20 protein-coding genes and 1 riboswitch are annotated in these 24,987 nt (G+C 67.1%); of the genes, 5 read left to right on the top strand and 15 right to left on the bottom strand.

Annotation, left to right across the window (positions count from 1 at the left end; genetic code table 11):
* Positions 1 to 64: 64 nt before the first annotated feature.
* Positions 65 to 2,092 carry a sodium-translocating pyrophosphatase gene (locus tag ACM2ZB_RS19180; protein WP_313441480.1) on the top strand — a complete coding sequence of 676 codons (2,028 nt, stop codon included), beginning with the start codon at positions 65 to 67 and terminating at the stop codon, positions 2,090 to 2,092.
* 140 nt (positions 2,093 to 2,232) lie between these two features.
* On the opposite strand, the gene ACM2ZB_RS19175 is transcribed toward ACM2ZB_RS19180, so the two are convergent.
* From ACM2ZB_RS19175 to ACM2ZB_RS19150, 6 genes are all read right to left on the bottom strand, one after another.
* Positions 2,233 to 2,538: a hypothetical protein gene (locus ACM2ZB_RS19175; RefSeq protein ID WP_416056611.1), complete on the bottom strand. Its 306-nt coding sequence runs from the start codon at positions 2,536 to 2,538 to the stop codon at positions 2,233 to 2,235.
* Positions 2,539 to 2,637: 99 nt separating this feature from the next.
* Positions 2,638 to 3,357 carry an energy transducer TonB gene (locus tag ACM2ZB_RS19170; protein ID WP_416056610.1) on the bottom strand — a complete coding sequence of 240 codons (720 nt, stop codon included), beginning with the start codon at positions 3,355 to 3,357 and terminating at the stop codon, positions 2,638 to 2,640.
* A complete protein-coding gene (gene exbD / locus ACM2ZB_RS19165; RefSeq protein WP_416056609.1) occupies positions 3,354 to 3,779 on the bottom strand; it encodes a TonB system transport protein ExbD in 426 nt (141 codons plus the stop codon). Before exbD ends, ACM2ZB_RS19170 begins: the two co-directional genes overlap by 4 nt.
* 9 nt (positions 3,780 to 3,788) lie before the next feature.
* Positions 3,789 to 4,508, bottom strand: a complete 720-nt coding sequence (gene exbB, locus ACM2ZB_RS19160) for a tonB-system energizer ExbB (protein WP_416056608.1) — start codon at positions 4,506 to 4,508, stop codon at positions 3,789 to 3,791.
* Entirely contained in the window at positions 4,495 to 4,971 is a 477-nt protein-coding gene (locus tag ACM2ZB_RS19155) for a YbaN family protein (RefSeq protein ID WP_416056607.1), read from the bottom strand. Before ACM2ZB_RS19155 ends, exbB begins: the two co-directional genes overlap by 14 nt.
* 31 nt (positions 4,972 to 5,002) lie before the next feature.
* Positions 5,003 to 5,590: a biliverdin-producing heme oxygenase gene (locus tag ACM2ZB_RS19150; protein WP_416056606.1), complete on the bottom strand. Its 588-nt coding sequence runs from the start codon at positions 5,588 to 5,590 to the stop codon at positions 5,003 to 5,005.
* Positions 5,591 to 5,698: 108 nt separating this feature from the next.
* On the opposite strand from ACM2ZB_RS19150, the gene ACM2ZB_RS19145 reads away from it, so the two are divergent.
* Positions 5,699 to 5,956 carry a DUF2789 domain-containing protein gene (locus ACM2ZB_RS19145; RefSeq protein ID WP_313441492.1) on the top strand — a complete coding sequence of 86 codons (258 nt, stop codon included), beginning with the start codon at positions 5,699 to 5,701 and terminating at the stop codon, positions 5,954 to 5,956.
* A gap of 118 nt (positions 5,957 to 6,074) precedes the next feature.
* Here ACM2ZB_RS19145 and ACM2ZB_RS19140 read toward each other — a convergent pair whose 3' ends face one another.
* From ACM2ZB_RS19140 to ACM2ZB_RS19125, 4 genes are all read right to left on the bottom strand, one after another.
* Positions 6,075 to 8,993 carry a TonB-dependent receptor domain-containing protein gene (locus ACM2ZB_RS19140; RefSeq protein WP_416056605.1) on the bottom strand — a complete coding sequence of 973 codons (2,919 nt, stop codon included), beginning with the start codon at positions 8,991 to 8,993 and terminating at the stop codon, positions 6,075 to 6,077.
* A 182-nt stretch (positions 8,994 to 9,175) separates the two neighbouring features.
* A complete protein-coding gene (locus tag ACM2ZB_RS19135) occupies positions 9,176 to 10,123 on the bottom strand; it encodes a FecR family protein (protein WP_416056604.1) in 948 nt (315 codons plus the stop codon).
* 104 nt (positions 10,124 to 10,227) lie between these two features.
* Complete coding sequence (locus tag ACM2ZB_RS19130) at positions 10,228 to 10,728, bottom strand: RNA polymerase sigma factor (RefSeq protein WP_313441624.1); 501 nt, start codon at positions 10,726 to 10,728, stop codon at positions 10,228 to 10,230.
* A 68-nt stretch (positions 10,729 to 10,796) separates the two neighbouring features.
* Positions 10,797 to 11,279 (bottom strand): hypothetical protein, encoded by a 483-nt coding sequence (locus ACM2ZB_RS19125; RefSeq protein WP_416056603.1) that lies wholly within the window; start codon positions 11,277 to 11,279, stop codon positions 10,797 to 10,799.
* Positions 11,280 to 11,462: 183 nt separating this feature from the next.
* Here ACM2ZB_RS19125 and ppa point away from each other — a divergent pair, with 183 nt between their 5' ends.
* The gene (gene ppa / locus ACM2ZB_RS19120; protein ID WP_005410935.1) at positions 11,463 to 11,999 is read left to right on the top strand and encodes an inorganic diphosphatase; all 537 of its coding nucleotides are present in this window, start codon (positions 11,463 to 11,465) and stop codon (positions 11,997 to 11,999) included.
* A 152-nt stretch (positions 12,000 to 12,151) separates the two neighbouring features.
* The gene (locus tag ACM2ZB_RS19115; RefSeq protein WP_313441501.1) at positions 12,152 to 13,273 is read left to right on the top strand and encodes an HDOD domain-containing protein; all 1,122 of its coding nucleotides are present in this window, start codon (positions 12,152 to 12,154) and stop codon (positions 13,271 to 13,273) included.
* Positions 13,274 to 13,419: 146 nt separating this feature from the next.
* On the opposite strand, the gene ACM2ZB_RS19110 is transcribed toward ACM2ZB_RS19115, so the two are convergent.
* From ACM2ZB_RS19110 to thiC, 5 genes are all read right to left on the bottom strand, one after another.
* Positions 13,420 to 16,377 carry a TonB-dependent receptor plug domain-containing protein gene (locus ACM2ZB_RS19110; RefSeq protein WP_416056602.1) on the bottom strand — a complete coding sequence of 986 codons (2,958 nt, stop codon included), beginning with the start codon at positions 16,375 to 16,377 and terminating at the stop codon, positions 13,420 to 13,422.
* A gap of 49 nt (positions 16,378 to 16,426) precedes the next feature.
* A complete protein-coding gene (locus ACM2ZB_RS19105; protein ID WP_416056601.1) occupies positions 16,427 to 17,326 on the bottom strand; it encodes a helix-turn-helix transcriptional regulator in 900 nt (299 codons plus the stop codon).
* Positions 17,327 to 17,441: 115 nt separating this feature from the next.
* Complete coding sequence (locus ACM2ZB_RS19100; RefSeq protein ID WP_416056600.1) at positions 17,442 to 19,757, bottom strand: winged helix-turn-helix domain-containing protein; 2,316 nt, start codon at positions 19,755 to 19,757, stop codon at positions 17,442 to 17,444.
* A gap of 258 nt (positions 19,758 to 20,015) precedes the next feature.
* Positions 20,016 to 20,687 (bottom strand): ion channel, encoded by a 672-nt coding sequence (locus ACM2ZB_RS19095; RefSeq protein WP_416056599.1) that lies wholly within the window; start codon positions 20,685 to 20,687, stop codon positions 20,016 to 20,018.
* 122 nt (positions 20,688 to 20,809) lie between these two features.
* Positions 20,810 to 22,606 (bottom strand): phosphomethylpyrimidine synthase ThiC, encoded by a 1,797-nt coding sequence (thiC, locus tag ACM2ZB_RS19090; protein ID WP_416056598.1) that lies wholly within the window; start codon positions 22,604 to 22,606, stop codon positions 20,810 to 20,812.
* A gap of 83 nt (positions 22,607 to 22,689) precedes the next feature.
* Positions 22,690 to 22,791, bottom strand: a riboswitch (TPP riboswitch).
* 138 nt (positions 22,792 to 22,929) lie between these two features.
* Between thiC and ACM2ZB_RS19085 the strand changes: the two genes are divergently transcribed.
* Positions 22,930 to 24,507 (top strand): BCCT family transporter, encoded by a 1,578-nt coding sequence (locus ACM2ZB_RS19085; protein ID WP_313441514.1) that lies wholly within the window; start codon positions 22,930 to 22,932, stop codon positions 24,505 to 24,507.
* Positions 24,508 to 24,987 lie beyond the last annotated feature (480 nt).

Genomic DNA, 24,987 nt, shown 5'->3' with positions numbered 1-24,987 from the left:
CGTCCCCCTCGTGGTGAAGTTCATCGCCACTGGATGCTCACCATCCATTCTGCGGAGGGGTCTAATGCTGGAACGTCACGGGCTGTCATTGGCGCTGGGCTGCGCCATTCTCGCGATCCTGTTCGGAATCGTCTCGGCGCGCTGGATCCTGCGCCAACCCACCGGCAATGAACGCATGGTCGCGATCGCAACCGCGATCCAGGAAGGCGCGCGTGCCTATCTCAACCGCCAGTACCTGACCATCGGCGTGGCCGGCGTGGTGCTGTTCGTGCTGGTCGGCGTGTTCCTCAGCTGGTACACCGCCATCGGCTTCGCGGTCGGCGCGGTGCTGTCCGGCGCGGCCGGCTACATCGGCATGAACGTGTCGGTACGCGCCAACGTGCGTACCGCCGAAGCAGCGCGGCATGGCATCAGCGCGGCGATGGACGTGGCGTTCCGCGGCGGTGCCATCACCGGCATGCTGGTGGTGGGCCTGGGCCTGCTGGGCGTGGCCGGCTACTACGCGCTGCTGCTGCGCATGGGCCTGCCGATGGACCAGGCACTGCACGCGCTGGTCGGGCTGGCCTTCGGCTCTTCGTTGATCTCGATCTTCGCGCGTCTGGGCGGCGGTATCTTCACCAAGGGCGCCGACGTCGGTGCGGATCTGGTCGGCAAGGTGGAAGCGGGCATCCCCGAGGACGACCCGCGCAACCCGGCGGTGATCGCCGACAACGTGGGCGACAACGTGGGTGATTGCGCCGGCATGGCTGCCGACCTGTTCGAAACCTATGCGGTCACCGTGATCGCGACCATGCTGCTGGGCAGCCTGATGCTGGCCGAAGCCGGTGCCAACGCGGTGCTGTACCCGCTGGTGCTGGGCGGGGTGTCGATCATCGCCTCGATCATCGGCGCGCTGTTCGTGAAGGTGAAGCCTGGCGGCTCGATCATGGGCGCGCTGTACAAGGGCGTGATCGTGTCCGGCGTGCTGGCCGCCATCGCCTTCTATCCCATCACCACCGGGCTGATGGGCGACAACGTGCACGGCCCGATGGCGCTGTATGGCTGCGCGCTGATCGGCCTGGTCCTGACCGGGTTGATCGTGTGGATCACCGAGTACTACACCGGCACCCAGTACAAGCCGGTGCAGCACGTGGCGCAGGCCTCGACCACCGGCCACGGCACCAACATCATCGCCGGCCTGGGCATTTCCATGAAGTCCACCGCGCTGCCGGTGGTGGCGGTGTGCGCGGCGATCTGGGGCGCGTACGCGCTGGGGGGCCTGTACGGCATCGCCATCGCCGCCACGTCGATGCTGTCGATGGCCGGCATGATCGTGGCCCTGGATGCCTACGGACCGATCACCGACAACGCCGGTGGCATCGCCGAAATGGCCGAACTGCCTTCGGAGATCCGCGACATCACCGACCCGCTCGATGCCGTGGGCAACACCACCAAGGCGGTGACCAAGGGCTATGCGATCGGTTCGGCGGCGCTGGCGGCGCTGGTGCTGTTCGCCGACTACACGCACAACCTGCAGGCCGCCAACCCCGGGCAGGAGTTCCGCTTCGACCTGAGCGACCACACGGTGATCATCGGCCTGCTGATCGGCGGCCTGATTCCCTATCTGTTCGGCGCCATGGCCATGGAAGCGGTGGGCCGCGCGGCCGGTGCGGTGGTGGAGGAAGTGCGGCGCCAGTTCCGCGAGATCCCCGGCATCATGCAGGGCACTGGCAAGCCGCAGTACGACAAGGCGGTGGACATGCTGACCCGCTCGGCGATCCGCGAAATGATCGTGCCGTCGCTGCTGCCGGTGGCCGTGCCGGTGGTGGTCGGCCTGCTGCTGGGGCCGCGCGCACTGGGCGGCCTGCTGATCGGCACGATCGTCACCGGCCTGTTCGTGGCCATTTCGATGACCACCGGTGGCGGCGCCTGGGACAACGCCAAGAAGTACATCGAGGATGGCCACTTCGGCGGCAAGGGCAGCGAAGCGCACAAGGCCGCAGTGACCGGCGACACCGTCGGTGACCCGTACAAGGACACCGCAGGCCCAGCGATCAACCCGCTGATCAAGATCATCAACATCGTGGCACTGCTGCTGGTGCCGCTGCTGTAGATCCACGCCATGCGTGGGCGGGGTCGGATCCCTTTCCGCAGGAAAGGGCTCTGACCCCGCCGTCGATCCACGCCCCGTAGAGTCGAGCTTGCTCGACTGCTCTTGCGGTGCAGGCCCAAAGCAGTCGAGCAAGCTCGACTCTACGGTCTGGGGCTCCGCATCCGCAGGGTGATGACCACCACCAGCGCAATCACCCAGCAGGCATGGATGGGCTTGTCCCACCCGTCATAGGTGCTGTGCGGGCTGGAGATGAGGGCCAGCGACGCCAGCCACGCACAGAGCACGCCGGGCAGGCGCGCGCCGCGCCAGATGCAGAACGCAGCAAACAACAGCAGCGGCCAGGTAAAGATGACGGCGGGCGTGAACGGTGCCAGCGATACAAAGGCCACGCAGGCGGCGAAGACCACGCTGCACCAGGCCACTACCCGCAGCGTCCGTGTTGTCATGGCAGCCTCCTGTCATCCATTGACGGTCGCGTCGATGATAGTGGTTCCCGCTGGGGTCGGATCCCTTTCCTGCAGAAAGGGATCCGACCCCGTTGCCGTTCACCGCCCGCGCAGGTAGAACGCCACCGGCACCATCACTTCCACCGGGTCGCCGGCCACTTCGGCCGGCGGCGCGGGAACCGGATTGGCCCGCTGCACGGTTTCCAGCGTTTCCTCGTCCAGCAGCGCGAAACCACTGCTGCGCTCGATGCGTGCGGCGGACACGCGGCCATCGCGGAACACCGCGAAGCGCACATAGGCCACGCCCTGCTGGCGCAGTCGCTCGGACTGGCGCGGGTAGCGCCGGTGCTGCTGCAGATGGCCCAGCAGCAGGCCCTGCCAGGTGGCCTTGGCACGGCTGCGTTCACCAGCCGTGGTCTGCTGCGCCGCGTACTGCGCCGCGGCTTCGGCCGGCACCTCCGGCGGTGCCGTGGTGCGATCGACGTTGGCGTCTGCGCTGTCCTGCACCGTGCTGGACGCACGTTCCGGGGTTGGCACCAGGTCACCCTGCGGTCGTGGCGGTGCCTTGGGCACCGGTGGCTGTTCCGACCGGGTCACGCTGCGCTGCTGTTCCTGCTGCAACGGACCCGGCGGCACGGCACGCGGCGGCACCGGGGGTGCCTGCACCATCGGCGCCAGTTCCAGCATCAGCGCCGCCGGTGGCGGCACTGCAGCTGGCGGCGCAGCGCGCGCGTTCCACCACCACACCGCGCAGACCAGCACGGCGTGCGCCAGCAATACGATCGCCAGGCTGGTCGCCCAGCGCCGCAGGGTGTTCATCGCGCGCCCAGCTCCAGCCCGACCAGGGCCACCTTCAGGTAGCCGGCCGCGCGCAGGGCGTCCAGGGCCGCCATCAGATCGCCATAGGGCACACGGCGGTCCGCGCGCAGGTAGATGCGCTGCGTCGCATCGCCATGCGTGGCCGCCTGCAATGCCGCCGCCAGTCCATCACCGCTGACCGGCTGTTCGCCCACGCGCAGTGACAGGTCGGCCTGCACGGTCACATACACCGGCGCCTGCTCGCTGGGCGTGGCCTGCGCGCTGCTGGCCGGCAGCTGCACCGGCACCGAGACCGTGGCCAGCGGTGCGGCCACCATGAAGATGATCAGCAGCACCAGCATCACGTCGATGAAGGGCGTGACATTGATCTCGTGCGCCTCTTCAGGCGTGTCGTCGCGGTCGAACGCGGTCCTGATCGCCATCGTCGCCGCTCAGTGCACAGCGCGCAGTGCGCTGGCCGGTGCGTGTGCCCCTGCGCGATCCAGATCGCGCGAGACCAGCTGCTGCACCGCTGCCGACAGATCGCCCAGCAGGCCGCGCAGGCCGGCCAGCACGCGGCTGAAGTGGTTGTAGACCAGCACCGCGGGAATTGCCGCGACCAGGCCCAGCGCGGTGGCCAGCAGCGCTTCGGCGATGCCCGGGGCGACGACCGCAAGGTTGGTGGTGTTGCTGTGGGCAATGCCGATGAAGCTGTTCATGATCCCCCACACCGTACCGAACAGGCCGACGAAGGGTGCCACCGCGCCGATACTGGCCAGCACACCGATCCCGCGCCGCTGCAGGCGGGCGGTTTCCAGTTCCAGCCGATCCAGGCGCGAGGCGACGCGCTCCTTGATGCCTTCGCCGGCCTGCAGGCCCTGCGACAGGCGCAGCTCACTGCGCGCCGCATCCAGCATGGCCGCTGCGGTGCCCTCCGCCAGCACGGCGTCGGCGCCGGCTGCCGGCAGGCTGGGCACCGACAGCAGCAGCGCGCGGGCCGCACGCAGGGCACGCGCCTGGCGCGACAGCTCCCAGCCCTTGGCCAGCAGCACGGTCCAGGTGGCCAGCGATGCCACCGCCAGCGCGATCATCACCGTCTTGACCACCACGTCGGCAGCCAGGTACATGCCCCAAGGGGTCAGGGCGGGAGGGGCCAGGTCAGCAGGCAGCATCGTCGGTGTGTCCGTTGGAACGTTTGTCGGAATCGGAAGAAGCAGCAGTGCGGCGGCGGGCGGCACGCGGTTCGGCGTCCACCTCCACCCGTGGTGCAGGGTCGAGCCGCGGCGCCGGCCGGCTCAGCACATAGCCGGCACTGGCCGCGAAAAACAGGCCCACGCCCAGCAGCAGCCGCCAGGAGGGATGCGCGCCCCAGCAGAACACGGCAAAGCCCACCGCCATGCCGGCACTGGCGAATGCCTTGCCCTTGCGCGATACCGCGCCCTGCTCGCGCCACAGACGCAGTGACGGGCCATAACGCGGGTGGGCCAGCAGGCGCTGCTCGAACTTCGGCGAACTGCGCGCGAAGCAGCCCACCGCCAGGATCAGGAAGATGGTGGTGGGCATCACCGGCAGCAGCGCGCCGATCACCCCCAGGCCGACCATCAGCCAGCCCAGTGAGAACCAAAGCCAGCGCATCAGTGCATGGCCTGCAGGCGCGGCGCCTGCATCAGCCGAATTCCACTTCGACGTGGCCATGCACGCTGCGGAAGGCGGCGTCGGCCGCGTCGATCACCTGCTGTTCCTGCTCGGCCGACAGCGGCACCGCGTCCAGCGCAGCGGTGAACTCGCGCCAGTGGCGGGCCGCGCCATCGGGATGGGCGGCCAGGTGGCGGGCGCCGAAATCGCGGTCCAGCCCCAGTGCGGCCGCCATCTTGTAGAGCACGGTGCCGCCCAGGTTGGAGCCTTCGGCCACATACAGCCACCCCAGCGCGGCCGGCAGCGGCAGATCCGGCGCCAGCGGTGCGATGTCCTGCCCCGGCAGGGTCTGCTCCAGATCCTGCAGGTCGCTGCGCACCTGCTGCAGGCGGCGCCGCTCATGCAGATCGGGCAGCAGCGCATCCAGCGCGGGGCTGGCGTACAGCGCATCGATGCTGCGGTGGAAGCGGTACTGCACGCGCAGGAAGCGGGCGAAGTTGCTGCGGTCGGCGAAGATGTCGCCGGCCATGATGCGCTTGTCGAGGGCGCCGTGGCTGTCACGGGTCGCAGCCTTCAGGCGCACGCTGCGGCTGTTGTCGGGGGAGGTGGAAGTGGTCATCGGAGGGCCAGGGGGAAGCGTCGTTGATGAGACGTGCCACGAGGGGGTTCCCCCAAGGCGGCATGCGTCGATAATGCAGCTTACCTTTCCCCTGCCAGGCAGCTTCCGATGATCACCACCGAACCGCGCATGACCAACCTGTTCCTGCAGCTGGGCCTGGACGCCAGTGCCGAGGGCATCGCCCAGTTCATCGCCGGCCACCAGCTGGCCACCGACGTGGAAGTGGCCGACGCGCCCTACTGGAATGACGCCCAGCGCCAGTTCCTGGCCGAATCGCTGCAGGCCGATGCAGCGTGGAGCACGGTGGTGGACGAACTGAATGAAGCGCTGCACGAAGAAGCGGTGAAGGCTGCGACCGGGCTGTAAGCGAGCGGACGGAAACGCCGGGCATGGCCCGGCGCTACCGTTTCATCTGCGTGATCCGCCGGGCATGGCCCGGCGCTACCGGCGTGCCAGTAGATCCACGCCATGCGTGGATGGCGGGTCAGTACTTCCAGGTCACCGCCAGGCGCGCGGTGCGGCCCGGGGCCGGCATCACGCCCAGGGCCAGCGGGTCCAGGTAGTAACGGTCGGTCAGGTTGTCCACGTTGGCTTCCACCGACAGCTGGTCGTTGAAGCTCCAGCTGGCGAACGCGTCCATCAGGGTGGTCGGGCGGTACAGCTGCTGGATCGCCGACAGGCCGACATTCCATTCCTTGTCCAGCTTGCTGATCGGGCCGGCGTTGTGGACCACGCGGATACCGAAGGTCAGCCGCTCGTCGAACAGGCGCGACCCCACCGTCAGGTTGACCATGTAGCGCGGCGGGTTCTGCGTGTTGGTGTAGGAACCTTCGAAGCCGCCATCGACGCAGTCGGGCGTACCGGCCAGCTCCGCGTTCCTGCGCTGCACGCCATAGGCGCGACGCTCGGCGGCGATGTCCGGCGCGCAGGTCTTGGCCTTGAAGTAGTAATGCGCGGACAGGTCGGCGAACAGCGTGCCGCTGTCATAACTGGACTGGAACTCCATGCCCGACACCTTGAACCGGTCCACGTTGCGGATCAGGCCGGCCGACAGCGTGCGGTAGTCGCGGGTGATCAGGTCGTCGATGCGGGTGTCGAAGTAGGCCAGCTTCAGGGCCAGGCGGTCGCCGGCGGTGAACAGGTCGTGGTGGATGGTGCTCGCCCCCACTTCCCAGCTGCGCGCGTGCTCCGGCTTCAGTTCGGCAACCGGCTTGGCGGCGGTGAACAGGCCCAGGGTGGTTTCGAACAGGCTGGGCAGCTTGGTGCCTTCGGCGTACTTCAGGTAGACCATGCTGTCTTCGCTGAAGTGGAAGGCGACGCTGGCGGTGGGCGAGAAGGCGCTGTCACGGCGGCGGATCGGCGTGGACCAGGTCCAGCTGACCGGCACCAGCAGGTCTTCGGCCGCGTCGGCATCATGGAAATTCCAGCCACCAATGTCGGCCACGGTGCCCTTCTTGTACGGCGAAGCCAGCAGCGAGGCTTCGGTGAAGTTGCCGTTGGCGTCGGGGTACCAGTTCAGCAGCGCGATGCGCTTGGCCCGCCACGACGGCAGGTTCGGGTTGCCGTTGAGCAGCTCGGTGTAGCGGTACTGGCCCTGCACGGCGTACTGGTCCGGGGTGGCCAGGCGGTTGCGGTCGTGCACGTCCACCCGGTTCCAGCGGCCGCCCACCTGCAGTTCCCAGTGTTCGTCCGGCGCCCACTTCAGCGACGTCACCGCGCTGTATTCCTTGCGCTCGGCATTGCGCAGGAAACGGTTGTTGACCAGGTCGTCCTGCATGATCGGACCGGAGCTGCCCGGGGCGATGTCCTCATCGCTGTAGGACAGGCCGTAGTCCAGGGTGAAGCGACCGGCACCGGTCTCGAACACCGACGTGTTGCTGGCATCCAGGCCGAAGCGCTTCTGCCGCAGCGGGTTGCGGTAGGCGTCCTTGTAGCCGGGATTGCCGCTGAAGCTCGGCGCGTCATACCACTCGGTACGGCGGTCGAAGTACCACGGGGTGATGCCGGTCAGGCTGTTGTACATCACGCTGTCGGCGTCGGTGTACCAGGCATTGACGCGCAGGTCGACCAGCTCGCTGTCCGGATTGAAGCGGTAGCGCGCGCTGTAGCTGTCCATGTCGACCTGGCCCGGATCCCACTGCGGCACGCGATCGCGGTCCACGCGGATGATCTGCGAAGCCATGATCTCACCGGCCGTGCCCTCATAGCGGCGGTAGCCCAGTTCCAGGGTCTGCGCGTCGTCGATGCGCCAGGTGCCCTTGAGCAGCGCCGATTCGGAACGCGAGGACGTGTTGAACACTTCGGTACGCGGCGGATTCAGCGGTGCCAGCGTGCGCCGGGTCTGCGGAAAATCGTCGTAGCCGTGCTTGCCGGAGAAGTAGTTGCCGTTGTCGCGGTAGGCGTAGGCGGCAACCAGGTCGAAGCGGTCCCAGTGGCCGGCGGCGGCGATGTTGAAGAACTGGCTGCCGGTGGCGCTGCGGTCGCTGCGCGGGGCGGCATCGTAGCTGGGCAGGTTGTTGGCACTGCCGTTGGCCAGGCCACCGCGCACGCGCACGCCCATGTCGCGGCCTTCGCGCAGGATGTCATCGACGCCCAGGGTTTCCATTTCCACCACGCCGCCGATGCCACCGGACGCATTGGCCTGCAGGCTCGGCCCCTTGGTGATGGTCAGCCGCGAGATCAGGTCCGGGTCCAGGTAGGTGCGCTGCGACTGGCCGGCATAGCCGCGGTAGGTGTCCATGCTGGACTGGCCGCCATCGATGATGACCGGCACCCGGCCCTGGCCCTGGATACCGCGGATGTTGACGTCGAAACCGTTGCCCACGCGCGGATCACCGGCGGTGACGCCGGCCACGCCCTTGACGATGTCGCCGTTGGAAGTGCCGCGGAAACGCTCGAGCTGGGTACGGTTGATCGTGCTGGTGGAACCGACGCTGCGGTAGCTGTCCAGCAGGCGGGCTTCGTCGCTTGCTGCGCCGCCCTCGATGCGTTCGCCGGCCACGCTGAGCGTGTCGGTGACGATCACGCCGCCTTCGGCCTGCGCCGGTGCACCGGCTTCCAGGGTGACCGCATCGGCCCCCACCCGGCGCGCGACCAGGCCACTGCCGTGCAGCAGGCGCGACAGCGCATCACCGGCCGACAGGTTGCCGTTGACTGCCTGCGAGGTGACCCCTTTACCGAGCGTGGCCGGATAGGCCACCTGTACGCCGGACTGGCGCATGTAGGCGCGCAGCGCGGCATCCAGCGGCTGGGCGGGAATATCGAAGCGCAGCAGGGTTGCCGGCGCGGCGGGCGCGGACTGGGCCAGCACGGTCGGCGCGGTGGTGGCCAGGCCGGCGGCCAGCAGGGCGATGCACAGACGGGACGGGCGCGGCATGCGGCCCGGACGACGGAAGTCGGACATGGGAAACCTGTGAGGGGAACGGTGCCGCAGGCGCGGCGTCATCCGCGCCAGGCGCGGACACAGCGACGTACGTGGCGGCGGCGGGTACGTTCGTGGGGTAAGACGAATCGGGTGGGCAGAACCCCAAGGGTAGTTCACGGATCGTGCGCAGTGCGCGCGATTCATCCACGCGTGGCGTGGATCTACTGGTGGACGATGGCCACGCCCAACGGCAGGCGGGTGACCTGCAGCCCCGCGGTGGCAGCCAGCGCGTCCAGCGCCTGTTCCGGCTGCTCGATGCGCAGCGCCGCGCTGACCGCCGGCAGCTGCGAAAGATCACCCCGTATGAAGGTCGGGCCGCGCCGATAGCGCGCCACGTCATGCACGGCATCGGCCACGCCGGCCCGGTCGAGCAGCAGCTCGCCCTGGCGCCAGGCACCCACGCGGTCGGCGGCCACATCGGCCAGGCGGGTCACGCCGCTGGACGTGCCGTAGGACGCGCGCTGTCCCACACGCAGGTGGGTCCAGCCCCCGTCCACCGGATTGGCCACGCGCACGCTGCCCTGCCCCACCTCGGTTTCCACCGTGCGGTCGATGCGCGCGACGGTGAATGCCGTGGAGATGTCTTCGATTACGCCATCGCCCGCCGCCACGCTGAAACGGCGTTGCGCATCGGGCGTCACCTCGAACCAGGCGCGGCCGCGCAGCAGTTCGATGCGCCGTGCGTGGTCATCGAAGTGCACGGCGATCGCGCTGTCGGCATCAAGGACCGCGCGACTGCCATCGGGAAGCTGCACCGACTGCACGCGATGGTCACTGCGATGGTCGGCCTGCAGCCGCAGCCAGGCATCAGGCCAGGCCACCAGCAAGGCCAGTGCGGCCGCAGTGGCCATCGCCCAGTGCAGGCGGCGCCGGCGTGGCCGCAGCGCCCTGGGTGCTGCGCTCGACAGCGGCGGTGGCGGCCCCAGGCTGCGCCACAGCCGGCGTTCGTGCTCGAAGGCGCGCCGGTGCTCCGGTTGCGCCAGCCACTGCTCGAAGGCCTGCATGCGTGCGTCATCCATGCCACCCGACGCCAGGCGTGCAATCCAGGCCCGTGCCTGTTCGGCCACGGGGTCATCTGCGCGGCGGTGGGAGGTCGGGTGCGGGCTCATGGGCTGGCAGGCGGGCGCGGTCACGCGCGGGCGGAGGGAGGAAACCGCATCGGCGGCCCCAAGATCAAGACGTTCGTGCGGCGGCCGGCCCCAAGGGCGGTCGCTCATCGGCCTTCGCGGGCCCAGGCCAGGCGGCTCAGGGCGTTGCGCACATGGTTTTCCACGGTGGTGACCGACACGCCCAGGCGCCGTGCGATCTCGGCCTGGGTCAGGCCCTGCAGGCGGTTGAGACGGAAGATGGTGCGCGTCGGCTCGGGCAGGTGGCCGGCGGCGTCCAGCACGCGCTGCAGTTCGTCCTGGGCCATCACCTGCTCCTCGGTGGATACCTCGTCCTCCTGTTCCCACAGGTAGTGCTCGGCCAACAGGCGGTTGCGGCGCGTCGATTCGCGCCCGTGATCGGTGGCCAGGTTGATCGCCAGCCGGTACAGGTAGGCCCGCGGATTGTCGATGCTCTGCTGGTTATCGACGCCGCGCGCCTTGAACCAGACCGCCTGGATCACGTCCTCGGCACCACTGTCACCGCCCAGGATGCGCTGCACGCGGCGCAGCAGGGCCGGTCGCTCGCGGATCAGCAGTTCGGTGAGGGTGGCGGCATTGGAGGGCATGCGCGGGACGGGACGTACGGGGGGCGGCGCGCATGCTACTCCGTAAATGAGAATCCGTCACGTTCGCATCAGTGGATGCACCCGGTCAGCCCGTCATAGACGCTGGTGCCGGTGCCCGGCAGCGGATCGTGCAGGGGATCGTGCGCGGCCAGGGCCGCGTGGAAGGCCTCGACCGTGGTCCCCGCCGCCAGCGGCAAGCCGCACAGCCAGGTTGGCTGCCGGGCCACCACCTTGCCATCGCTGCCCGACACGCGCATATCGCTGGCGGCAAAGGCCCACAGGCACTCCTGGACGGTGCCGCTCACGGCATCCACCGAGCAGCGCAGGCGCAAAGCGCGGATGTCGCTGTACTCGCCCTCGCAGAAGGTATCGCCACAGATGGCGTCGAACCCGAGCTGCAGGCGCCCTTCCAGGGCGTAGAAACGGTCCCAGTTGGCCTCTTTGTACGGGTAATCGACCAGATCGACATAGGCGGGCGAAGCCTGCGCCTGCGCGGCCAGACCCAGCAGCAGGGCCGAAGCAGCAAGGCGGATGCGGTGTCGGTGGTTCATGGTGCGGCTCCGTGGTGATGGACCTCCAGCCTGCGCCAGCAGCGCTGCGGGGCCCATCGGGAAACCCCGCCCGGCCCCGTCTCCACTTCCCGCAACGGCCGGTCAGGCGCCCTCCCCTGCACAGCGCCCGCCAAAGGCATAAAATGACGGGCTATCCGTCTACACCCCCACCTGGAGCACACCATGGGTCTGGAACTCGTCTCGCCCGGCAAGAACCCGCCGGAAGAAATCAACGTCATCATCGAGATCCCGAAGGACTCGGAGCCGGTGAAGTACGAAGTGGACAAGGAAACCGGCGCGATTTTCGTCGACCGCATCCTGTCGACCCCGATGCGCTACCCGTGCAACTACGGCTACGTGCCCAGCACCCTGTGTGGCGATGGCGACCCGGCCGACGTGCTGGTGGTCCTGCCGCTGCCGCTGGTCCCGGGTTCGGTGGTGCGCTGCCGTCCGGTCGGCGTGCTGAAGATGAGCGATGAAGCGGGCAGCGACGAAAAGATCCTGGCCGTGCCGGTGTCGAAGATCTTCAGCGGTTACGCCCACGTGGAAGACATCGCCCAGGTGTCCAGCCACTGGCTGGAGCGCATCGGCCACTTCTTCGAGCACTACAAGGACCTGGAAAAGGGCAAGTGGGTCAAGCTGGATGGTTGGGGTGGCGCGGCCGAGGCCAAGCAGATCCTGATCGAGGCGCACCAGCGCCATCTCGACAGCAAGGCCTGAGCCTGAACCGGATCGCTCCGGTGGTACCCCGCCGGAGCGATGCGGGTCACGTTTCATGACTGCGGCCCATCACTGTTGGCGCCGTATTAGGTAAATTGCGTCACTTCACACGTCGTCGACGTCCGCCGTCGAGACAGCCAGGGGAATGTGTCGTGCGTATTCTGCTCGTTGGGGATGCAGTCAGCCTGCCGGCTGAGCTGACCGAATTCATTGCCGATCTTGGGGAAGACTGGCAACCGATCACCGCCGTGGATGGCCAGACCGCGATGTCCGCGGTGGCCGCGCAGGGCGTGGATGCGGTGATCGTCTGCCCGCAGCTGCCTGATCTGAATGCAACCACGTTGCTTGGGCAGATCCGCACGCTGCGGCCGGAAACCATCCGCATCGCGCTGGTCGATGCCCAGCATGGCAACCGGCCGCCGCCGGCGCGCCTGATCGGCGTGGCCCACCGTTTCCTGCCGCTGCCGCTGGCACCGGAAGTGCTGCTGGAAGCACTGACCAGCCTGGAAGAGCTGCGCGAAGTGCTGGACAGCCCGCGCCTGCGCGATGCCATCGGCCGCATCGAGAAGCTGCCTTCGCCGCCGCATCTGTACCTGAGCCTGACCCAGGCGCTGGAACACGATGACGATACCGACAGCGCCGACGTGGCCAAGCTGGTGGCCGCCGATCCGGCGATCGCCGCCAAGGTGCTGCAGCTGTCCAATTCGGCCTTCTTCAGCCAGGGCCGCACCATTGCCGACCTGCGCACCGCGGTGACCCGCCTGGGCCTGGCCACGCTGCGCGACCTGGTGCTGGCCAGCGAAGTGTTTTCCGCACCGCCGTTGTCCGGCGCCGAGCGCAATTCGCTGCAGCAGCGCGCACTGATGGCCTCGCGCCTGGCTGCACGCCTGCTGCCCGAGTCCAGTGCCGAACTGGGTGCAACGGCGGCCCTGCTGGCCGATATCGGCCTGCTGCTGCCGGGTGTGCGCAACGAACGCAGCGAACCGGCACTGGCCGGCGACCCGCGCCCTGGCCATGCCGAAGCCGGTGCCTACCTGCTGGGCCTGTGGGGCCTGCCGATGCCGATCATCGAAGCGGTGGCCTTCCACCTGCAGCCGCAGCGCGCCAACACGCGCAGCTTCTGGGTGACCGGTGCGGTGCACGTGGCCCTGGCCTTGGTCAACGGCGATCCGGTGGACGAGGACTACCTGCAGCGCGCGGGCGTGTTGAACAAGCTGCCGCAATGGCGCGAACACGCCAACAGCCTGATGGGCCTGGTGCCGACCGAGGCCTGAGCCGCGCGGCTTCGGCGCGCAGCATCTGCAACGAAAAAGGACAGGCCGCAGGGCCTGTCCTTTTTTCATGCCCGGCGGCAACCGGTAAAGAAAGAGGGCGGGCCTTGCGGCCCGCCCTCCTTGTGTTGCGTCCAGGCTTCGATGGATCAGAAGCGCTGGTTGTACTGCACGAACAGGTAACGGTCGTAGTCCAGCATCGGGTCGAGCTGCACAGCGCTGGCGTTGGTCACCGCGTAGGTGATCGGCGGGGTCTTGCCGAACACGTTGCGGGCACCGACGGTCACGCTGCCGTTCCACGGGGCCTGCCAGGTGGCGGAGATGTCGTGATAGACGATCGCGCCCTTCTTGTTGGCACCCAGGCCACCGCTCCAGCCGCCATTCTCGGTCTGGTAGTTCGGCTGGTTGCACTCAAGGCCGGCCTTCTGGTCATAGCAGAAGTCACGGAAGCCGCCGTAGTAGCGCATGCTCCAGTTGGCCGACAGGTCACCCTTGGTCCAGCTGGTGGTCAGCGTGCCGCGGACGCGCGGGTAGTTCCAGTAGCCTGCGTAGTCATCCCACGCAGCACCCTGGGTGGCCTGCTGGCGGAAGCTGGACAGGTAGTTGGTGTCCAGGTTGAACGACAGGGTGCCGAAGCTGTATTCCGGCAGGCGGTAACGGACGCCGAAGTTGTAGCCTTCGGTTTCCAGCGAGCCCAGGTTCGCGTTGCCGCGGCTCAGGCTGTTGACCTGGCCGGTGACAGCGTCACGGCCGTACTGGCCGCAGAACTGGTCGACGCCATTCTGGTAGCACTGGTTCAGCACGTAGTTCGCGTTGACCGCGGTGATCACGTTGTCGACGGTGATCTTGTACCAGTCCAGCGAAACGTTCAGGCCGCTGACGAAGCTCGGGCTCCAGACCAGGCCCGCAGTGCGGGTCTTGCTGGTTTCCGGCTGCAGGCTGTCGTTGCCGACGCCCGACTGGAACGGGGCGTTGCCCTGCACGTCACGCGCAGTGACCGGACGGCCAGCGGCGTCGGTCTGGCGGAAGCCCGGCGACAGGCCTTCAGCCGCACAGCGGGCAGCGACAGCGCCGTTGCTGCGCTGGCCGAACACGGCATCACACGGATCGGTGAAGGTGTCGAAGGTCTGCGAGCCGCCACCGAAGGTGTCGCTCAGGGTCGGGGCACGGAAGCCTTCGCCGTAGGTGGCACGCACCAGCAGGTCGTCGATCGGCTTCCAGGTCACGCTGAACTTGCTGTTGATCGTGTTGCCGAACTTGTCGTAATCCGAGTAACGGCTGGCGACATCCAGCGACAGTTCCTTGGCACCCGGCATGTCACGCAGCAGCGGCACCATCAGTTCCAGGTAGAACTCGTTGGTGGTGTACTTGCCTTCGGTCGGCTGTGCGGCCAGGTCGGTGGTGTAACCAGCGGCCGACAGTGCGTCCGGATGGTCGTAGCCGGACACTTCACGGTGCTCATAGCCAGCAGCGAAGGCGAACTCGCCCGCGTCGCCCGGCATGTCGAACAGCGAACCGGTGATGTTGGCGAAGTACTGCTTGCTCTTGCTCTGGCCGGTCGAGTTCAGCAGGGTGTTGAGGTAGTTCAGCGCACCCGGGGTCGCGGCGCTGGCGCCGCCCAGCACGTCGAACGGCGTGCAACGGCCCGGGCCGACGCCCAGGTCGATCGGGTTGGCGGCCGTGCCGCACTGGGCAACACCGCTGCTGTTGATGAACGACGGGCCCAGCGCACTCTTCAGCGCCAGCAGGTTGATGTTGCCGGTGCTGGTCTGGGTGACGTCGTACTGGTTGTAGTTGATGCCCACATCCCAGTCGAACGGACGGTTGTTGAAGTCGAAGTTGCCTTCCAGGGCCGCATCGAAGTGCAGCGACTTCACGTTGTTCTCGGTGACGCGCGGCAGTTCGAAGATACGACGGCCCCAGCTGGCCAGATCAACACCGGCACCCGGGTTGGCCCAGTTGCCCATCGGGTTGTAGACGCTGTCCTTGCTGATCACGACCGGGAAGGTCGGCTGCGAGGTACCGGTCAGCGGGTAGCCGGCGATCTGGCGCTTGGAATCGCGCTCGGAGTACATCGCGGTCGACTTCAGACGCAGGTTGTCGTTGATGTCGTAGCTGGCCGAGGTGAACATCGACTTCTGCTCGCCACCCTGGTTCAGCATCATCTGCTGCGAGGCGTTGTAGTAGTCGTCGGTGTTGATCGGGTGGTAGTTGTCCATGTTGTTGGACGCCTGGCCAACGCCCACCGGGGTGTTCCACGAACCGGTGTGGTTGATCACCCAGGTGTTGGCTTCCCAATCACCATCTTCGTTGTACGCGCCTGCGCCCGGGGTACCGGCAGCGCGCGGATCGGTGAAGCGACCCCACGGACCGGCCGGGCTCAGGCCGTCTTCCTTGTGGTTCTGGCCGTAGGTGTAACGGGTCAGGGCACGGTCCTTCGCCCACACCGGATCTTCCTTGGTGTAGTTGGCGCCGAACACGATCGAGGAATGCTCGCCGGTCGAGCCCAGGGTCAGGCTGTACTGGGTCTTGGCACCGTCGCCACGGCTGTTCTGGCCGTAGTAGACGCTGGCTTCAGCGCCTTCGAAGTTCTTGCGCAGGATGATGTTGACCACGCCGGAGATGGCGTCGGAACCGTAGATGGCCGAGGCGCCGTCCTTCAGGACTTCCACGCGGTCGATCAGCGAGGTCGGGATGGTCGACATGTCGGTGAAGCCAGCCAGGCTGGTGCTCCAACGCTTGCCGTTGACCAGCACCAGGGTGCGCTGTTCACCCAGGTTGTAGAGACTGACGTACTGGCCGCCCTGCTCCGGGTTGGAGGCCAGCACGGCCGCCTTGCTGAAGGTCTGGGTGCCGGCAACGGACAGGTTCTGCAGCAGGTCGCCCACGCTGACCAGACCCGAACGCTGGATTTCCTCGTGGCTCAGGGTCAGGACCGGCTGAGAGGTTTCCACGTCCACCGAGCGGATGCGCGAGCCGGTGACTTCCAGACGATCGAGGGTGGTGGCAGCAGTAGCTTCCTGCGCGGAAGCAAAGGCCGGGGTCAGCGCAAGCGCGATACCGGCCGGCAGCAGGCCCAGCCGGAGGGCGGGGTTGCGAACGTTCATCAATCTCTCCAAGGTACGTGTTAGTAGCGTGTTAAAACGCCGTAGCACGTTACGATTGCGTTGCACCGCTGTATTTGCGCGACACAACCGGAGACTTTGCAGAGTGTGGCGGCAGCAGCCCGGCGTTCTCGCGGAAGCGCGATGCGGACTGGCCATAGCGGGCGCGGAAGGCACGCGCGAAACTGCAGCAGTTGTCGAAGCCGCTCGCTGCAGCCACTTCACCCACCATCATGTCGGTATCGCGCAGCAGATCGGCCGCGCGCTCCAGGCGCAATCGTGCCGAAAGCGACTGCGGGCTTTCCTCGTACAGGCTCTGGAAGGTCTTGGACAGGTACCAGCTGGAGAAGTTGGTCAGTTCGGCCAGTTCACCGATGCGCACCACGCGGTGGCTGTTGCCTTCCAGGTACAGGCGGGCCCGCTGCATGCGGCCGAACACCTGGCGCTTGCGGCTGCGCGAGCGGCCCGGGCAACGCTGCACGTTGTCGGCCAGGCCGCGCTGCAGGCCTGCCAGGTGCAGCAGCAACGGACGCAGCGCCTGCGCCGGCTGGCCGCTGGCCAGGGCGTCACGCCACAGGCGCAGGCCGACACGCGCATCGGCACGGTTCATCAGGCCACGGCCAGCGTACAGGCCGCAGTCGGCCATCTCGGTCAGGGCACGCAGCGCTTCGGCGTTCAGGTTCAGGCCCACGCAGAGGCCGTTGCGACCGGCCTGCACCAGCGGGCGCGACTCCTTCTCGAACGCGATCCACTCACCCTGGCGCAGCCGGAACCGGCCTTCCTTAGCCTCCACCCACGAAGTGCCCCGCACCTGCATCCAGACAGTGAAGCTGGTGCCAGCGGTCTGCAGGCTACCGAGCCGGGCCACGCCCAGGCAGGTCGGCGCGACATCGTCGATGGCCTTGTCGAGGGAGACGGTTTGGCCGCGATCGGCCAGGGAGAGTTGACGCATGGGGGCACCACGGATTTGCCAAGTACAGGCCTCCGTTTTGCCCAATCAGGCGGTTCCGCGTCAGGAAAGACAGACGAGATCGCCACGAATTCGCGACGAGATCGACACGAAGAAGTTACGAAGGACCTTTTTCGTTCAAGAACAGCAACTTGCCGAAGGCCGGAAACAGCGCGGGCGACTGTTCGGGCAGGCGCATGACGCCGATGTCGGCACCGTCGCTTACGGCCAGGGCCAGATACAGTTCTTTTCCGTCGGCACTGACGCTCAATCCGTTGCTTGCGCTCAGCCGCTGGGCGTCCAGGCAGCGCTCCGGTTCTTCCTGGCCGGCATGCAGACGGACCAGGGTGGTGGCGCAGGCCGTTGTGCTGCCCAGATAGTCGATGCTGCCATTGGCAGCTACCGTCCAGGTGCGGTAACGCCAGCGGCTGGGCCGGTCCTCACTGATCTGCTGCACGCTGGTCGCATTCAGGCCGGCGTCGATCGACCACAGGCCGCCCGCCGCCAGGCGCGTGTACAGCACCCGGCCGTTGCTGCGGTCGAAGCGGGCCTGGGATACACCTTCCACGCTGGCCAGGCGCCGCCAGGGCTGGGTACTGCGGTCGAACAGGCTCAAGCGGGTGTGCTGTTCAGCATCACGCTCGAGCACCAGCACCTGTTCCGGGGTGGCGCCATACAGGGCCTGCAGCGGTTGCTCGACCGGGACTGGCAGCCGTTGCAGGCGCTCATCGCGCGGGGCTATTTCATAGACCACCGCCTCGCCATGCTCGTCGCGGCCCACCACCAGCACTTGGCGGCTGTCGGTGGACCAGTCCGGCGCCTGCCGCGCCTCGGGGCGCAGGCCCTCGATCGGCCGCAGCGAATCCGGCCGCTGCATGTCGGCCCACCACAGGTTGAAGCTGCCGGAGCGATCCGAACTGAATACGAGCTGGTGGCCGTCGGGCGCGACCATCGGCTGCCCGTCGCGACCACTGGAGGCGAACAGGCGCTCACCACCGCCGCCAGCAGGCATTCTGAACACGCCGAACTGCGCCCGGCGATGGACGAAGGCGAGCATGTCACCGCGCCGCGAGACCGCCGGCCACTGCGCATCATCCAGGCCGGCGTCGCGCAGCGTGCGGCGTGCCACGTCCAGATAGTAAAGGCGTGCTTCGCTGTCCACGCGGCGGCCGAACACGATGTGCCGACCGTCGCCGATCCAGGCCCAGCCGCGCAGTTCGGCCGCTTCGTTGGTCAACTGCTCAGGCGTGCCGCCCGTGGCCGGCACCCGCCACAGGTCGCCCAGCTGCGGGTTGCGCACGAACACCAGCCAACGGCCATCGGGCGAATAGCGTGGGGCGTAATCGAAATCGTCTTCGTCCACCGCGTACTCGATCGCGCGCCACTGGCCGGTGGCCAGGTCCAGCACGCGGATGCCGCGGTGGGCGTAGCGACCCACCATGCTGCCGAACACCAGGCCGCGGCCATCGGGGGTCCAGTCGAAGCTGAGCAGTTCGGTGCCGTCGCAGCGCGTGGCCTGGCGCAGCGCGCCACCGGTGGCACTGGCGATCAGCACCTGGCAGCTGCCCGCCGCGCCGAAACGGGCGAACGCGATCTCGCGGCCATCCGGCGACCAGTTCGGGAAACGATCATTGGCCCCTTCCGGCGGCGACAGCAGCTGCCGCGCCGGTGCGTTGCCCGAGGTCTGCACCTTGATCGCGCTGCCGCCCTTGCCGTCTTCGTTGGCGCCTTCGTAGGCCACCTGCGATCCATCGGGCGACAGCGTGGGATAGGTCTCAAAGCCCGCAGTCGCGGTAATCAGGCGGTACGGGCGCTCGGGGCTGCCGATCACCCGCGTGCCGTTCTCCACGGCCGCATCCACCGGTGAACTTGCCGGCACCGGGCGGCGCAGCAACAACACGGTCAGCACCAGCAGGGCGATCAGCATCACCACGCCCAGCAGCAACAGCAGGCGGCGGCGCCAATAGCGCCAGCGGCGGCGCGCAGGCGTGGGCGCGGCGGCCGGCGGCGGCAGCCCAGGCTCATCAGCCGTGACGACATCGGGTGGCGTCGTGCCCTCGCCCGCCTCGGGCACCGGCTCGGCCAGCACCTGCACCGGCACGAGCAACCGGTAGCCGGTCTTGGCGATGGTCTCGATATAGGCCTGGCCGTTGTCCTCGTCGTTGCTGAACGCCTTGCGCAGCTGCGTCACGGCCTGGGTCAGCACGTCGTTGGTGGGCAGCGTGTCCGGCCACACTTCGGCGAACAGTTCCTCGCGGGTGACCACGCGGCCAGGTTGCCGCACCAGCACCCGCAGCACGCCCAGCGCCTTCGGCGTAAGCCGCCGCGGTCGGCGCGCACCCACGACTTCGACCTCGCGGGAGGACAAGGTCACGGTGCATTCGCCGATCCGGATGCGATCGGCTTCAGGCGGCTGGGTTTCGCTGCTGATCATCTGTCGCTAGAGGGTTGAAACAGGTCGCGGACACTGTTCGCCATCGACACGATTCCGTCCCTGGCACAGCAAGAAGCCAGATTCCGCACAAAGCATCGGCGCATACCGCAAAAAAAACGAAGCGAACGAATACTAGCCTATGCAGGTTACCTCGCCTATGCGTGGTCGACATCAGGCTCTCTCTCGCCGACGCATTCACATAATCAGCATCACCATTCGCGCCCCGTTGGGCGCGAAATTTTTATCTGGCGTTCATTTTCAAAGCCGCCGGATCATGGTCAATCCGACCAGTCGCGACACCACCAATGCGACGTACATCACCCCGGAAAACTGCTCCAGCATTACCAGTGCGCGTGCCTGCGGGTGCAGCGGCACCACATCACTAAGCCCGACCCCGGACAGCAAGCTGAAGCTCAGATAAAGCAGTTCCATCCAGGTGCGCTGCGGGCCTTCGCCGCTGCCCTGGAAACTGCCCGGATACCACTGCTGGCAGACCGCAAATGTGAATGCGAATGCCCACGCCAGCAATGTGAATGTCGCGCCGGCCGCGAACAGTTCATCGCGGGTGACCTTGTGGTCCTGCAGCATGTAGGCGATCAGCGCACCTGCCGTATAGAAGTACAGCAGGCTTTCCAGCAGCTGCGCGGTGGTCCCCAAGGCCGGCCGCTCCAGCAGCGCGCCCGCGGTGGAAAACACCACCGCCGGAATGGCCAACACCAGGGCCAGCCAGGTGCCCAGCGGGCTGCGCTGCACCACCCATAGCGCCAGCCCCAGTACCGCCATGCCGAACACCCCAAGCGCAGCACGCCCACCCGCCGTGTCATCCAGTGCCGGGTACAACAGCACTGCCAGCAGCTGCGCGCCCAGCAGCCAGGCCGACGGATGGCGGCGGGCGATGGCCAGCCAACGGGTGGTGATGGCAACGGGCATGGCGTCCTTTCCCCTGGGCGATGCGGCGAGGATAGCGGGTGTGGCGTCGATGCGTGGTGGTAGTGCCGGGCCATGCCCGGCGGTTTCCACAGACCGCTGCGCTCGCCGGGCATGGCCCGGCGCTACCGCTGCCAACCTGCCTCGGCGTAGTCACGCACGTCCTGGGTGATCTTCATCGAGCAGAAGTTCGGGCCACACATGGAACAGAAGTGCGCCTGCTTGTGCGCATCCTTCGGCAAGGTCTCGTCGTGGAACGCCTTGGCCTTCTCCGGGTCCAGCCCCAGGTGGAACTGGTCTTCCCAACGGAACTCGAAACGCGCCTTGCTCAGTGCGTTGTCGCGCACCTGCGCGCCGGGATGGCCCTTGGCCAGGTCGGCCGCATGCGCAGCGATGCGGTAGGCCATGATGCCGTCGCGCACGTCCTGCCGGTTGGGCAGGCCGAGGTGCTCCTTCGGCGTTACGTAGCAGAGCATGGCCGTGCCGAACCAACCGATCATCGCCGCACCGATCGCGCTGGTGATGTGGTCGTAGCCCGGCGCGATGTCGGTGGTGAGCGGCCCCAGCGTGTAGAACGGCGCCTCGCCGCACTCGCGCAGCTGCTTGTCCATGTTTTCCTTGATCAACTGCATCGGCACATGGCCAGGGCCTTCGATCATGGTCTGCACATCGTGCTTCCATGCGATCTTCGTCAACTCGCCCAGTGTTTCCAGTTCACCGAACTGCGCCGCATCGTTGGCATCGGCAATGCAGCCGGGGCGCAGGCCATCGCCCAGCGAAAACGTCACGTCGTAGGCCTTCATGATCTCGCAGATGTCTTCGAAGTGCGTGTAGAGGAAGTTTTCCTTGCGATGGGCCAGGCACCACTTGGCCATGATCGAACCACCGCGGCTGACGATGCCGGTCACCCGCTTGGCGGTGAGCGGCACGTAGCGCAGCAGCACGCCAGCGTGGATGGTGAAGTAGTCCACGCCCTGCTCGGCCTGTTCGATGAGGGTGTCGCGGAAGATCTCCCAGGTCAGCGCTTCGGCGCGGCCATCGACCTTTTCCAGCGCCTGGTAGATCGGCACGGTGCCGATCGCCACCGGCGAATTGCGGATGATCCACTCGCGGGTTTCGTGGATGTGCTTGCCGGTGGACAGGTCCATCACCGTGTCGCCGCCCCAGCGGATCGCCCACACCAGCTTCTCCACTTCCTCGGCAATGCCCGAGGACACCGCGCTGTTGCCGATGTTGGCATTGATCTTGGTGAGGAAATTGCGGCCGATGATCATCGGCTCGCTTTCGGGATGGTTGATGTTGTTGGGCAGCACTGCACGCCCGCGCGCGATTTCATCGCGCACGAATTCCGGGGTAATGATCGTCTGGATGGATGCACCGAAGGCCTCGCCCGGATGCTGCCGCAGCAGCGCGGCATCGCGGATGGCTTCCAGCCGCTGGTTCTCGCGGATGGCAACGAACTCCATTTCCGGGGTGATGATGCCGCGCCGTGCGTAGTGCATCTGGGTGACGTTGGCACCGGCGCGCGCACGCCGCGGCAGGCTGCGCGCGGGGAAGCGCACCGCGTCGAGCTTCGGATCGATTTCGCGGTCGCGGCCGAAGGATGAGCTCAACCCCTCGAGCTGCTCGGTATCACCGCGTTCGTCCACCCAGCCGCGGCGCAGCGCGGCCAGGCCGGTGGACAGGTCGATGCGCACGTCCGGATCGGTGTATGGGCCCGAGGTGTCATACACGGTGACCGGCGCGTTCTCCCCGCCACCGAACAGGGCCGGCGTGCGGCTCAGCGCGATCTCGCGCATGGGCACGCGCAGATCCGGCCGCGAACCGGGCACATGGATCTTGCGCGACCCGGGAATCGGCCGGGTGACGGACTCGGAAAGTTGCTGGGCCTGTTGCTGCAGGGCGGAAAGCTGTGCGTTCATCGGGCATCGTCCAGGAAGGTCAGGGACGAAGCGGCGGCGCATTGCGCACCGCGCCCGGACGGTCCTTGGGCGGAGTCCGGGCACGGCAGCACTGCAAAGCTTCCCTACGCCGGTATGAGCCGGATCAGGTTCCAAGGGACTATCTCAACCGCAGCCACCAGGCCGCGGTACCCCCGCTTCTTGCCGCGCATTAGAGCACAGAGTGCCCTTCGTTAACGGAACGATGACATTCCGTTCAGTAACGTGATGCGGTGCCGCATGCGCGGCCCTCGCTGCAAGCTCTGGCTCGCTCCCCTCAATCCCTTGATCGGAGAAGCTCCTTCATGGTGTTTCGCGTTTCCATCGCACTGGTCCTGCTGCTGGTGCTGCTCGCCGGTGTCGCACCTGGCCCCTTCAACAGCGTCGTGCAGAGCATCCTCGGCGAACTCATCCGCGGCATCGGCTGGCTTTATCTGCTGGTGGTGTTCCTCGCACTGGTGTTCCTGATGTACCTGGCTTTCGGCCGCTTCGGCAACCTGCGCATCGGCGGCGAAGACGCCGAACCGGAATTCTCGCGCGCCAGCTGGATGTCGATGCTGTTCGCCGCCGGCATGGGCATCGGCCTGGTGTTCTGGGGCGCAGCCGAGCCCATCTCGCATTTCAGCAAGCCACCGGAAGGCCTGGCACCGGAAAGCATGGAAGCCGCGCGCGCTTCGATGCGCTATGCCTTCTTCCATTGGGGCCTGCACCCGTGGGCGATCTATGCCCTGATCGGCCTGGCGATGGCCTGGTTCCAGTTCAACCGCAACGGCCGTGGCCTGGTCAGCGACATGCTGCAGCCGATCATCGGCCGCCACCATCGCGGCTGGATCGGCAAGGTGGTCAACATCGCCGCCGTGGTGGCGACCGCCATCGGTGTCGCAACCACGCTGGGCTTTGGCACCATCCAGATCGGCGCCGGCGTGGAACGCATCTTCGGCCTGCACGCGGGCATCCCACTGCAGCTGACCATTATCGCGGTGGCCTTCGTGCTGTACATGGCCTCCACGCTCAGTGGCGTGGACCGCGGCATCAAGTGGTTGTCCAATTTCAACCTGGCGCTGGCCGCGCTGCTGCTGGCCATGGTGCTGGTGCTGGGCCCGACCGGCGCGATCTTCAACACCTTCACCACCACGCTGGGCTCGTATCTGAACCAGCTGGTGACGATGAGCCTGCGCATGTCACCGTTTTCGTCCAGCACCTGGGTGGCTGACTGGACCATCTTCTACTGGGCCTGGTGGATTTCCTGGGCACCGTTCGTGGGCTCGTTCATCGCCCGGATCTCGCGTGGCCGCAGCGTGCGTGAATTCGTGGTGGGCGTGGTGCTGGCGCCGACGCTGCTGGGCTTCTTCTGGTTCTCGGTATTCGGCGGCACCGCCATCTGGACGCAGATTTTCGGCCACGCCGATCTGGTGCAGGCGCTGGGCAACGGCTACGAGACGGTGCTGTTCACCCTGTTCGACAGCATGCCGCTACCGCTGCTGCTGTCGAGCATCGCGCTGGTGCTGCTGATGATCTTCTTCGTGACCTCGGCCGATTCGGCGGTGCTGGTGCTGGCCAGCATGTCCACCGACGAAGCGGGCGATCCGCCGTTGAAGCGCAAGCTGGCCTGGGGCGTGGGCATTGCATTGATTGCCGGTGCGTTGCTGCTGGCCGGTGGCCTGGATGCACTGCAGGGCATGATCACGATCGCAGCGTTGCCGTTCGCGTTGTTGATGGTGCTGGTGATGGTGTCGCTGTACCGGGTGCTGGACCAGGAGTACACGCGGGAGCGGCGGCAGGCGCAGCGCCAGCGGCACATGATCGATGCGTGGATTGCGCGGGAGATGGCGGCGCAGGAGGAGACGCAGGTGGAGGCGGCGCGGGCGCAGGATCAGGGTTAAGGGTGTTTTTGCAGGGCTTGCAGCCCTGCACCTGCTCAATGCAACGGCAACGGCAGAAGCAAGCGCAGCTATGGATTGCTGCTGGTTGGGCGGGGCGGTGTGGGTGGGCAGGACACGCCGTAAACCCATCCTTGGGGGCTCGTAGGCGCCATCCATGGCGCCTGCGGTCCTGCCCACCCACACCGCCCCACCCCCGACAGATTCCCGCGACGGTTGGTTTTCCACGCTTTGCGTGGATGAGGTGTATCGGTAAACATGATGGGGTCGGATCCGTTTTCCTGCGGAAAACGGATCCGACCCCACCCAAAGCGCGCGGCTGTGGCTGCCTTTGCTCTTGCTCTTCTTTTTCTTTTCCTGCGGTGGCGGCCACGGAAACTGTCAGGGGCCGGGCGGGTGGGTTGGGCGGGGGTGCCAGCCGCATGGATGCGGCTGACAAGCCTACAGGGACGTACTTGCGGCGTCCCCCGACCAACCCACCCG

Source organism: Stenotrophomonas maltophilia (genome assembly GCF_047782825.1).
Classification (GTDB): Bacteria; Pseudomonadota; Gammaproteobacteria; order Xanthomonadales; family Xanthomonadaceae; genus Stenotrophomonas.
Note: the sequence above shows the minus strand (reverse complement) of the source record. Positions and strands in the feature narration are given on the sequence as shown.

Excerpts from the sequence above, each read along its gene's own strand:
- ACM2ZB_RS19145 (WP_313441492.1), top strand. The coding sequence starts at position 5,699 with ATGATCACCACCGAACCGCGCATGACCAACCTGTTCCTGCAGCTGGGC.
- ACM2ZB_RS19180 (WP_313441480.1), top strand. The coding sequence starts at position 65 with ATGCTGGAACGTCACGGGCTGTCATTGGCGCTGGGCTGCGCCATTCTC.
- ACM2ZB_RS19095 (WP_416056599.1), bottom strand. The coding sequence starts at position 20,687 with ATGCCCGTTGCCATCACCACCCGTTGGCTGGCCATCGCCCGCCGCCAT.
- ACM2ZB_RS19110 (WP_416056602.1), bottom strand. The coding sequence starts at position 16,377 with ATGAACGTTCGCAACCCCGCCCTCCGGCTGGGCCTGCTGCCGGCCGGT.
- ppa (WP_005410935.1), top strand. The coding sequence starts at position 11,463 with ATGGGTCTGGAACTCGTCTCGCCCGGCAAGAACCCGCCGGAAGAAATC.
- ACM2ZB_RS19150 (WP_416056606.1), bottom strand. The coding sequence starts at position 5,590 with ATGACCACTTCCACCTCCCCCGACAACAGCCGCAGCGTGCGCCTGAAG.
- ACM2ZB_RS19170 (WP_416056610.1), bottom strand. The coding sequence starts at position 3,357 with ATGAACACCCTGCGGCGCTGGGCGACCAGCCTGGCGATCGTATTGCTG.
- ACM2ZB_RS19140 (WP_416056605.1), bottom strand. The coding sequence starts at position 8,993 with ATGTCCGACTTCCGTCGTCCGGGCCGCATGCCGCGCCCGTCCCGTCTG.
- ACM2ZB_RS19100 (WP_416056600.1), bottom strand. The coding sequence starts at position 19,757 with ATGATCAGCAGCGAAACCCAGCCGCCTGAAGCCGATCGCATCCGGATC.
- ACM2ZB_RS19085 (WP_313441514.1), top strand. The coding sequence starts at position 22,930 with ATGGTGTTTCGCGTTTCCATCGCACTGGTCCTGCTGCTGGTGCTGCTC.
- ACM2ZB_RS19135 (WP_416056604.1), bottom strand. The coding sequence starts at position 10,123 with ATGAGCCCGCACCCGACCTCCCACCGCCGCGCAGATGACCCCGTGGCC.
- ACM2ZB_RS19155 (WP_416056607.1), bottom strand. The coding sequence starts at position 4,971 with ATGCGCTGGCTTTGGTTCTCACTGGGCTGGCTGATGGTCGGCCTGGGG.
- ACM2ZB_RS19175 (WP_416056611.1), bottom strand. The coding sequence starts at position 2,538 with ATGACAACACGGACGCTGCGGGTAGTGGCCTGGTGCAGCGTGGTCTTC.
- thiC (WP_416056598.1), bottom strand. The coding sequence starts at position 22,606 with ATGAACGCACAGCTTTCCGCCCTGCAGCAACAGGCCCAGCAACTTTCC.
- ACM2ZB_RS19130 (WP_313441624.1), bottom strand. The coding sequence starts at position 10,728 with ATGCCCTCCAATGCCGCCACCCTCACCGAACTGCTGATCCGCGAGCGA.
- ACM2ZB_RS19105 (WP_416056601.1), bottom strand. The coding sequence starts at position 17,326 with ATGCGTCAACTCTCCCTGGCCGATCGCGGCCAAACCGTCTCCCTCGAC.
- exbD (WP_416056609.1), bottom strand. The coding sequence starts at position 3,779 with ATGGCGATCAGGACCGCGTTCGACCGCGACGACACGCCTGAAGAGGCG.
- ACM2ZB_RS19125 (WP_416056603.1), bottom strand. The coding sequence starts at position 11,279 with ATGAACCACCGACACCGCATCCGCCTTGCTGCTTCGGCCCTGCTGCTG.
- exbB (WP_416056608.1), bottom strand. The coding sequence starts at position 4,508 with ATGCTGCCTGCTGACCTGGCCCCTCCCGCCCTGACCCCTTGGGGCATG.